Below are 9044 nucleotides of genomic sequence, written 5' to 3' on the forward strand. Positions count from 1 at the left end.
GGATGAAACCATTAGAAGATTATTTAATAGTAGATTTTAGCCAGTTTCTTTCCGGTCCCTCAGCCAGTTTACGCTTGGCAGATCTGGGTGCCCGTGTGATAAAAATTGAGAAACCCGGAACTGGAGATATCTGCCGAACCTTATATACGTCTGATTTGATTATGAATGGAGAATCTTCTGTATTTCATACCATCAACAGAAACAAAGAATCATTCGCTATCGATTTTAAAGACCCGAATGAACTCGAAAAGCTAAAAAAATTGCTGGCTAAAGCCGATGTTGTCATGCACAATTTCAGACCCGGCGTAATGGAACGTGTAGGTTTGAGTTATGATGAAGTCGCAGTAATCAATCCTAATATCATCTATGCCGAAATTTCAGGCTACGGTACAAAATCCAAACTAAAAGATTTACCCGGACAGGATTTATTACTGCAATCGCTGACAGCCTTAACCTGGCTGAGCGGAAATCAGGAAGATGGTCCGGTTCCGATGGGATTATCGATTGTAGACATGTTAGCGGGAGCACATTTGGCACAAGGAATTTTAGCTGCTTTATATAGAAAAGTAACTCATAATATCGGGGCGAAAGTTCAGGTAAGTATGCTGGAATCTGCTTTTGATTTTCAGTTTGAAACCATTACTACTTATTTTAACGACGGTGGTGAATTGCCTGTTCGGACAAAATCCAACAATGCTCACGCTTATCTGGGTGCGCCTTATGGAATTTACAAAACTCAAAATGGCTACTTAGCCCTGGCTATGGGATCGATTCCGGTTTTGGCTTCGCTTTTAAAATGTGATAAATTATTGCAATTTCCTGAAAATAAATTTGAATTGAGGGATGAAATCAAAAACATTCTGGCTTCTCATTTGCAAACTCAGGAAACGCAACACTGGCTGGATATTTTGGAGCCCGCTGATATTTGGTGTGCCAAAGTCCTGAACTATAAACAGCTTTTTGCAGAAGAGGGTTTTCAGGTTCTTAATTTCGTACAGCGAGTTGAAATGCTGGACAGCTACACTTATAAAACAACCCGATGTCCTATTAGAATTGACGGAGAAATTTTTACATCAGGTAAAGGCTCACCAAAATTAGGACAGGACAACGAGCGAATTATTAAAGAATTTATAAGTAACTAATTACCCAAAATCCAGCAAGTTTTTTTTCAAACCTTGCAGATATTGAAATATAAATATACATACAAGGTCAAAAAAAGACCTTGCGTAAAACATTAAATACAAATTAGTAATGACCAAATTAAGAATCGCTGTCAGGAAATTTGATCCTTTTGAAACTACGCTTCAAAAACTGTGGGATTCATTCTGCCTGAAAAATAACATTCAGGTTGAAGCAGAAATGATTCCTTTGGATCTGCACGATCTTTATGAAGAAACCATTACCAATAAAGGTTTAATAAACGGAAAATGGGATATTGCTCACATCAATACCGACTGGATTTTTGATGCTGCGAATGAAAAAGCGGTTCTTGATTTGACTTCATTAATTTCTGAGAATCCTCCTCAAAATTATCCTGAAGGCTGGCATCAGTCTTTATTGAATTTACAGCAGATTAATAACGGGACTTACGGGCTCCCTTTTCATGATGGCCCGGAATGTCTGATTTATAGAAAAGATTTATTTGAAAATCCGACTGAAAAAGAAAATTTCAAAAAGCAATTTGGATACGAATTACTTCCTCCCAAAACATGGGAACAATTCACTCAAATTGCCGAATTTTTCAATCGCCCTGAACAAAATTTATATGGTTCAGTTTTTGCGCATTATCCTGACGGTCACAATATGGTTTTTGATTTTTGCCTGCAATTATGGACAAGAGGCGGTTCTTTATTGAATGCTCAAAATCAAATCGACATCAATCATACAGCAGCCATTGAAGCTTTGGATTTTTACAGAACTATAGCCAACAATAAAAAAGCCATTCATCCGCAATCAAAAGATTTTGGCTCTGTTGAAGCTGGTATGGCTTTCGCCAAAGGAGAAGCGGCAATGGCAATCAACTGGTTTGGATTTGCCTCAATGTGTGAAGTGATTGAAGAATCAACTGTAAAAGGAAGAGTAGATATCACGGAATTACCGCATAACGAAAACAATAAAACGGCTTCGTTGAATGTATATTGGCTATATACCGTTGGCACAGGAAGCAAACATCAAAAACTGGCGTACGCTTTTCTGAGATTTGCAACAACCCCTGAAAGTGATAAGTTATTAACAACTGAAGGTGGAATCGGTTGCCGTAAATCTACGTGGAATGATGTTGAAATCAACACAACTATTCCGTTTTATCATAAACTGGAAACATTGCATGAAAATGCTTTGACACTTCCTCAAACTCCGGTTTGGCCAAAAGTAGCCGAGCTTATTGACAAGATGGTTTTGAAATCATTAGAAAGCAACATTCCATCCGAAAAATTATTAGAAGAAACACAGAATCTTATTCTGCAAATTATATAATTATGAATATTCCATATAAACCGTTATTGCCAGAAACAACACAACCGATTATTATTATTGGCGCAAGCGGTATCGTAAAAGATGCTCATCTTCCAGCTTATAAAATGGCTGGCATGAGTGTTTTTGGTATTACCAACAGAACGCTCTCGAAATCACAGGATATGGCAGAACAATTTGGCATTCCGAATGTTTTTGAAAATGTAGCCGAAGCTGTAAAAAATGCGCCATCGAATGCGGTTTACGACATTACCGTATTACCTGATCAATATATCGAAATATTGGAACAGCTTCCAGATGGCGCTGCGGTCCTGATTCAAAAACCGATGGGAAATGATTTGGCCCAGGCCAGAGAAATTGTGGCAGTTTGCGAAAGAAAAAAATTAGTTGCAGCCATCAACTTTCAGTTGCGTTTTGCCTCTTTTGTCAGTGCAGCACGATACATGATTAATCAGGGAATTATTGGCGATTTGTATGATTTAGAATTTAAAGTTACGGTAAATACACCTTGGGAATTGTTTCCGCTGATTAAGGAACATCCAAGATTGGAAATTCTTTTTCACAGTGTGCATTATATTGACTGCATTCGTTCGTTTTTAGGAAACCCAAAAGGGGTTTATGCCAAAACGACTAATCATCCTCTGAAAAAATTATCTTCCTGTCGTTCTTCCATTATTTTGGATTATGGCGATTCGATGCGTGTGGTTATCAATACCAATCACGATCATCATTTTGGCTCTAAACACGAAGAAAGCTACATCAAATGGGAAGGAACAAAGGGAGCAATCAAAGCCAAAATGGGCTTGTTGATGAATTACCCTGACGGCATGCCGGACGAATTTGAGGTTGCTTTGGAAAAAGATGGTACATACGAATGGGAAAAAATTAATCTGGAAGGTTCGTGGTTTCCGGAGGCTTTTATTGGAACAATGTCAAATTTGATGCGCTTTAAAGAAGGTTCTGATGACAAATTATTAGCAAGTGTTCAGGATGTGTTAGACACGATGAAGGTTGTTGAAGCTTGTTACATCAGTAATCAAAAAGGTGGAATTCCACTAAATGATTTATAACAATGGTTGCCCGCGTTAACGATTGAAGCGGCATCCTTTTTTGGCTTTTTCTGCCAAAAAAGATACAGCGGAAAGCGTGTTAAAACGCCCAAAAAATTATATAAATAAAGTAATTAGTCGCTAGTCCATAGTAATTAGCTAATCACTAAGGACTAATCACTAAGGACTAAAAAACTAAAAAAACATGTATTTCAAATCGACATTTTTCGAAGACTATCAACTTAATGATAAAAGAGTTACATTAGGCAGAACAATTACAGAAACTGATTTTGTAGTTCATGCAGGACATACCGGCGATTTTTTTCCGCATCACATGGATGAAGAATGGTGCAAAACTCAGCCTTTCGGACAACGAATTGCCCACGGAACAATGGTTTTCAGTATTGGAATCGGTTTAACAGCATCAGAAATAAATCCGGAAGCTTTTTCTAAAGGCTATGACCGTATGCGATTTGTAAAACCGGTACATATTGGAGATACTATCCATTCTGAAATTACTATTTCAGAAAAAGGAGAAGCTAAAAAACCGGATATGGGAACTGTGACAGAACATGTAGAAATCATCAACCAACGAGGTGAAGTGGTTCTCGTATGTGATCACCTTTTATTAGTAAAAAAAAAATAATCCTAAAATAAAATCTAACTATGCAAGCAACCAACCAAACGGGAGACCAACACGAAGTTCCAACAGAAGGCGGAAAAGGAAATCAATATCTTTTGCCTTTTATTTTAATTACCAGCTTATTTTTCCTTTGGGGAATGGCGCACGGTCTTGACGGTATTTTAATTCCACATCTAAAAAAAGCCTGTCAACTCAACAACAGAGAATCAACATTGATTGATACGTCTATCTATTTTGCTTATTTTATTATGGCAATTCCTTCTGGAATGCTTATTAAAAGATTAGGATATAAAAACAGTATCATCATAGGATTATTAGTTTTTGCAATAGGAGCTTTTCTTTTTGTACCAGCCGCAAACACTAGAACTTATGAATTGTTCTTATTTGCTTTATTTGTTATTGGTTGCGGGTTGACTATTCTTGAAACTAGTGCAAATCCTTACGCAGCTATTTTAGGTCCTGCAGAATCTTCTTCATTTAGATTAAATCTGGCTGCCTCATTTAATGGTTTAGCAGCCATGTTAGGCCCTGTTTTGGGAGGTATTTTTATACTTTCAGGAATTAACTACACCCCAGCAGAGATGGCCGCAATGTCAGATACGGCAAAAACAGCCTACTTATTAGAAGAGGCTTCGGCAGTAAAATTGCCTTATATTATTTTAGGCAGTGTTCTGGTGTTGGTAGCTATAATATTTTATTTTATGCATTTGCCATCAATGAAGTCTAAACAAACAGAAAACGAAGTTAAACCAGGTTTTTTCTCTGTTTTAAAATTCTCTCACTTAAGTTGGGCAGTTGTAGCACAGTTTTTTTATGTTGGAGCCCAGGTATGTGTAACCAGCTTTTTTGTCCGAATAGCTCAAAAAGAAGCTGGATTAGATGAAAAAACAGCTGCTTATTACCTTGGCATATATGGACTTCTGTTTATGATAGGTCGTTTTAGTGGAACATTCTTTTTGAAATTTGTCAAAGACTATGTTTTACTTTCTATCTATTGTATAATTAGTGCTTTGCTTTGCTTAGTAGCGATTTACGGATCAGGTATTACAGTTATTTACGCATTGGGCGGATTAGGCTTTTTTATGTCAATCATGTTCCCAACTATTTTCTCTTTAGGATTGGTAGGTTTAAAATCGAATACAGAAACTGGCTCATCATGGTTGGTAATGTCTATTGTGGGTGGAGCAATCCTTCCTTATGCAATGGGAACTTTAATTGACATGAAACATGACGATATTCAGTCAGGTTATATAATTCCGCTAGTATGTTTCGTGATTATTCTTTATTTCGGAATATTTGGACATAAAGTAAAAAATATCGTTTCTTAGTTCAATTTCAATTATTTTTATAAATTCCCAAGGTTCAAAATTTGTTCCTTGGAAATTTATTTTTTAACTGCTATCATTCAAATCTAATATGAAAAAAACGCTACTTACTTTTTACTTCTTGCTCATTAGTTTCAACGTGGTTTTATACGCCCAAAAAAACAAAACTGCTTATGATATTGTAGTGGCTGTTGATGGAAGCGGTAATTACACAAAAATTCAGGATGCTTTTAATGCTGTCCCTGATAATAGTACTAAACGTACCATCATTTTTGTGAAACCTGGCACTTATAAAGAGAAAATAAAACTATCTGCAGGAAAAAAGAATGTTTCTTTAATTGGTGAATCGTACAAAAATACTATTCTTACTTATGATGATTATGCTGAAATTGCGGGTGGTACAAGTAAATCCTTTAGTGTATTAATTGAAGCAAATGATTTTTTTGCAGAAAACATCACTTTTGAAAATACCATTAGTAGTGAGCTACCTGAGTATAAAAAAGGCGGCCAGGCAGTAGCTTTAATGGTAAATGGCGACAGAACAATATTTCATAAATGCAAAATGAGCGGTTTTCAGGATACCTTTTATCTTAAAGCAAATAAGAGAACCTACATTAAAGATTGTATCATTGATGGAACGACAGACTTCATTTTTGGCGCAGGAATAGCCTTGTTTGAAAACTGTGTTATCCAATGTCGAAAAGACTCTTATATCACTGCCGGAAACCATGAAGCCGGAAAAAGCAAATATGGTTTTGTATTTAAAAACTGTTTGATAATGAAATATCCAAAAGCAGCTGTTTCAAAAGTGTCTCTTGGAAGACCTTGGGGAGCAGGTGCAAATACGGTTTTTATCCATTCGCATGAAGAATCTATTATAATACCTGAAGGCTGGTCAATCTGGTCTAAAGATCCGGAAAATAAAGCCTATGACAACTGGAAAACTTCTTTCTATGCAGAATATGATTGTTTTGGACCAGGCTCTGATACAGATCAACGTATTTCATGGTCTAAACAATTGAATAAAGTCGAAGTATCTGAATATACCAAAGAAAAAATATTTGCAGCCAACACAACAACTGCAAGTAATCTTGAAGGAGACTGGAATCCGATAATTGAAAAAGACAAATGTGATTCTGTTTTACCTTCAAAAAAAGCCAAAAATGTCGATTCAAATTTTGAAAAAGCATTTGAATAAGAACGAAACATAAAAACCTTTAAGCACATAATGTTTAAAGGTTTTTATGTTTTTTAAACTCATACTCTTATTAATCCCATAACAAAAGCGGTTTTTAAAGCTTCGGTTGTATTGGAAACCTGCATTTTTTGAATTATATTCTGTCTGTGACGACGAACAGTATAAACTGAAATATTTAACAAGTCTGCAATTTGATAACTATTGCTTCCCTTTGCAACATGAGCCAGAATTTCTAATTCTCTTTTAGAAAGGAGGTTTTCTGAGTAAGGTTTATATTTTTCAGACGTTATGGTTTCTCCTGTTTTAATATTTACAATTTTACCATCAATTCCGTTTCTAAATTCTGAAATAGTTGATGGAGCATACAGACATAATGCAACTAAAATACTCCCATTTGGTGATCTTTTAAGATACATCGTCCGATGATTAATATAATGCATGTTAGTCTCATCAGAAGAACGTAAACGACTAAAAGTACTGTAATTTCTATATTCTTCTTCAGGTAAATTTTTAAGGTATTGAAAAAAATGAAGTTCTAATGCATGGCGTTCGAGTACATCATCCCGATTTAGCTTATCAAATATGCAGTCCTCAAAAGCAGAATCAATAAACAAATCACCTGAGAGTCCGAGTAATTTACCAAAATTACCTGCATAAATATAACTACAGTCAGCCTGAAAATCTGAAAGTACAGCTACGCATTGCTCTATAGAAACATAAGCTGCAGCCATTTTTTTATAATCTTCTACATCTAATGCTTCCTCATCCAAAAAAGTTTGTTTTAATAAAGTAGAAGTTAACTGATCTTCGATGCATATGTTTGCCATACTTATTCAAATAAAATTGGTTAATTTTACGTATTGTCCTTATTGGAAGCAGAATGTAAATTTGAAAAACTAAGTTAGACTATTTATACATTTAACAAAAACATTTATGAAATCTAAATCCATTATCTTCTGCAGTCTTTTTCAAATTATTTTATTTACAGGTTGCAATAATATTTCTAAAGAAAATAAAACAGCGAAAAATACTGCAACAAAACCAAAAGACTCAGCGATTGTCCGCGGAGTTCCATGCGATATCAAACTAAGCAAAATACATTTTACAAAATCAATTAATGGAGCTGATACGCTAGCAAAAGTGGATAATAAAGAAAACATACTATTTAATGTGGGAGAGAAAAAGGATTATTTCTCAGATCCAAATAATAAACTATCAAATAATTCGGCACCTATTCTTTTATCTAAAGTTAATAACACAAAACCCTTTACCTTAACAGCAAAAATAAGCCCGGAATTCACTAAAACCGGGTTGTACAATGCCGGTGTATTATACCTATATGTCAACGACAGTTTTTATCAAAAATTTTGCTTTGAGCAGGATGAACGCGGTAATCAAAGAATTGTCACAGTCCGTACAATAGGAACTTCTGACGACAACAATCATGATGTTGTTGATTTCAAAACTGTTTACATGAAAATTTCATCAGATACAGAAACAGTTGCCAGTTATTATTCTCTTGACAATAAAAACTGGCAAATGGTTCGTTTATACAAAAACAATTATCCAGCAGAAATCTGGACAGGAATCAGTGCACAATGCCCTGTAGATAAGGGAACAACAAGTTATTTCGAAGATATTTGCTTAGAACAAAAAAGTGTAAAAGATTTTCGTTTAGGAATCTAGAAATATGAAAAGGTGCTATTACAAAAGTGGATCTATATAATTTATCCCCTTTTGTAATAGCACATATTTAAATCATTAAAACTCTTCTTAGATTTTATTTGTTTGATTAAAACATTTTATCTTTTTTAAATACTAACTTTATTATGGGGAGCCCCCATTATAAAAAGGGACTTCCAAACTTACCGCTTATAAGCCCCTTTTTATAATGCGGTCGGGCTATCCAGGCTACTTCGGTAGCTTCTTCCTATCCCTCTCCCAACTCCGTTTTAATCACAATCTGTCAGTTAGCTATAAAGCCATAATCGTTTAGTGAATATCTCTGATTATTTTAAAAGGTTTCATAAAACAAAAAAGCGCAATTACTTAATTATAGTAATTGCGTTTTTTAGGGATTTGTACTCAGAGCGGGACTTGAACCCGCACGGACATTGCTGTCCACTGGATTTTAAGTCCAGCGTGTCTACCAATTTCACCATCCGAGCATTTTGTGGTACCTCCAGGGATCGAACCAGGGACACATGGATTTTCAGTCCATTGCTCTACCATCTGAGCTAAGGTACCTCATTTAAAACAAAAAACCCTGTTTCATCAGAAACAGGGTTTTCAAAAGAAAGGCGACGACATACTCTCCCACATAACTGCAGTACCATCTGCGCAGGCGGGCTTAACTA

Annotated in this window: 8 protein-coding genes and 2 tRNA genes; 7 read left to right on the plus strand and 3 right to left on the minus strand. The window is 35.5% G+C overall.

Features of this window, described 5'->3' with window-relative positions:
• Positions 1-2: 2 nt before the first annotated feature.
• From FLACHUCJ7_RS01205 to FLACHUCJ7_RS01230, 6 genes are all read left to right on the plus strand, one after another.
• Positions 3-1142: a CaiB/BaiF CoA transferase family protein gene (locus tag FLACHUCJ7_RS01205; protein WP_180907609.1), complete on the plus strand. Its 1140-nt coding sequence runs from the start codon at positions 3-5 to the stop codon at positions 1140-1142.
• A gap of 109 nt (positions 1143-1251) precedes the next feature.
• Positions 1252-2475: an extracellular solute-binding protein gene (locus FLACHUCJ7_RS01210; protein WP_180907610.1), complete on the plus strand. Its 1224-nt coding sequence runs from the start codon at positions 1252-1254 to the stop codon at positions 2473-2475.
• A 2-nt stretch (positions 2476-2477) separates the two neighbouring features.
• Positions 2478-3542 carry a Gfo/Idh/MocA family protein gene (locus FLACHUCJ7_RS01215; protein WP_180907611.1) on the plus strand — a complete coding sequence of 355 codons (1065 nt, stop codon included), beginning with the start codon at positions 2478-2480 and terminating at the stop codon, positions 3540-3542.
• Positions 3543-3726: 184 nt separating this feature from the next.
• Positions 3727-4167 (plus strand): MaoC/PaaZ C-terminal domain-containing protein, encoded by a 441-nt coding sequence (locus FLACHUCJ7_RS01220; RefSeq protein ID WP_007809657.1) that lies wholly within the window; start codon positions 3727-3729, stop codon positions 4165-4167.
• A 20-nt stretch (positions 4168-4187) separates the two neighbouring features.
• Positions 4188-5492, plus strand: a complete 1305-nt coding sequence (gene fucP / locus FLACHUCJ7_RS01225) for an L-fucose:H+ symporter permease (RefSeq protein ID WP_180907612.1) — start codon at positions 4188-4190, stop codon at positions 5490-5492.
• Between the two features lie 88 nt (positions 5493-5580).
• Positions 5581-6687, plus strand: a complete 1107-nt coding sequence (locus FLACHUCJ7_RS01230; RefSeq protein WP_180907613.1) for a pectinesterase family protein — start codon at positions 5581-5583, stop codon at positions 6685-6687.
• Between the two features lie 59 nt (positions 6688-6746).
• Here FLACHUCJ7_RS01230 and FLACHUCJ7_RS01235 read toward each other — a convergent pair whose 3' ends face one another.
• Positions 6747-7514 carry a response regulator transcription factor gene (locus FLACHUCJ7_RS01235; protein ID WP_180907614.1) on the minus strand — a complete coding sequence of 256 codons (768 nt, stop codon included), beginning with the start codon at positions 7512-7514 and terminating at the stop codon, positions 6747-6749.
• A gap of 106 nt (positions 7515-7620) precedes the next feature.
• Between FLACHUCJ7_RS01235 and FLACHUCJ7_RS01240 the strand changes: the two genes are divergently transcribed.
• The gene (locus FLACHUCJ7_RS01240) at positions 7621-8373 is read left to right on the plus strand and encodes a DUF1349 domain-containing protein (protein ID WP_180907615.1); all 753 of its coding nucleotides are present in this window, start codon (positions 7621-7623) and stop codon (positions 8371-8373) included.
• Positions 8374-8769: 396 nt separating this feature from the next.
• Here FLACHUCJ7_RS01240 and FLACHUCJ7_RS01245 read toward each other — a convergent pair.
• Positions 8770-8855 (minus strand) — tRNA-Leu (locus FLACHUCJ7_RS01245).
• 6 nt (positions 8856-8861) lie between these two features.
• A tRNA-Phe gene (locus tag FLACHUCJ7_RS01250) sits at positions 8862-8934 on the minus strand.
• Between the last annotated feature and the right edge of the window lie 110 nt (positions 8935-9044).

This window comes from Flavobacterium salmonis (assembly GCF_903819435.1).
Taxonomy (GTDB): Bacteria; Bacteroidota; Bacteroidia; order Flavobacteriales; family Flavobacteriaceae; genus Flavobacterium; species Flavobacterium chungangense.

Bases quoted from the DNA above. Each gene is read 5' to 3' on its own strand.
- FLACHUCJ7_RS01205 (WP_180907609.1), top strand. From the start codon at position 3: ATGAAACCATTAGAAGATTATTTAATAGTAGATTTTAGCCAGTTTCTT.
- FLACHUCJ7_RS01210 (WP_180907610.1), top strand. From the start codon at position 1,252: ATGACCAAATTAAGAATCGCTGTCAGGAAATTTGATCCTTTTGAAACT.
- FLACHUCJ7_RS01215 (WP_180907611.1), top strand. From the start codon at position 2,478: ATGAATATTCCATATAAACCGTTATTGCCAGAAACAACACAACCGATT.
- FLACHUCJ7_RS01220 (WP_007809657.1), top strand. From the start codon at position 3,727: ATGTATTTCAAATCGACATTTTTCGAAGACTATCAACTTAATGATAAA.
- fucP (WP_180907612.1), top strand. From the start codon at position 4,188: ATGCAAGCAACCAACCAAACGGGAGACCAACACGAAGTTCCAACAGAA.
- FLACHUCJ7_RS01230 (WP_180907613.1), top strand. From the start codon at position 5,581: ATGAAAAAAACGCTACTTACTTTTTACTTCTTGCTCATTAGTTTCAAC.
- FLACHUCJ7_RS01235 (WP_180907614.1), bottom strand. From the start codon at position 7,514: ATGGCAAACATATGCATCGAAGATCAGTTAACTTCTACTTTATTAAAA.
- FLACHUCJ7_RS01240 (WP_180907615.1), top strand. From the start codon at position 7,621: ATGAAATCTAAATCCATTATCTTCTGCAGTCTTTTTCAAATTATTTTA.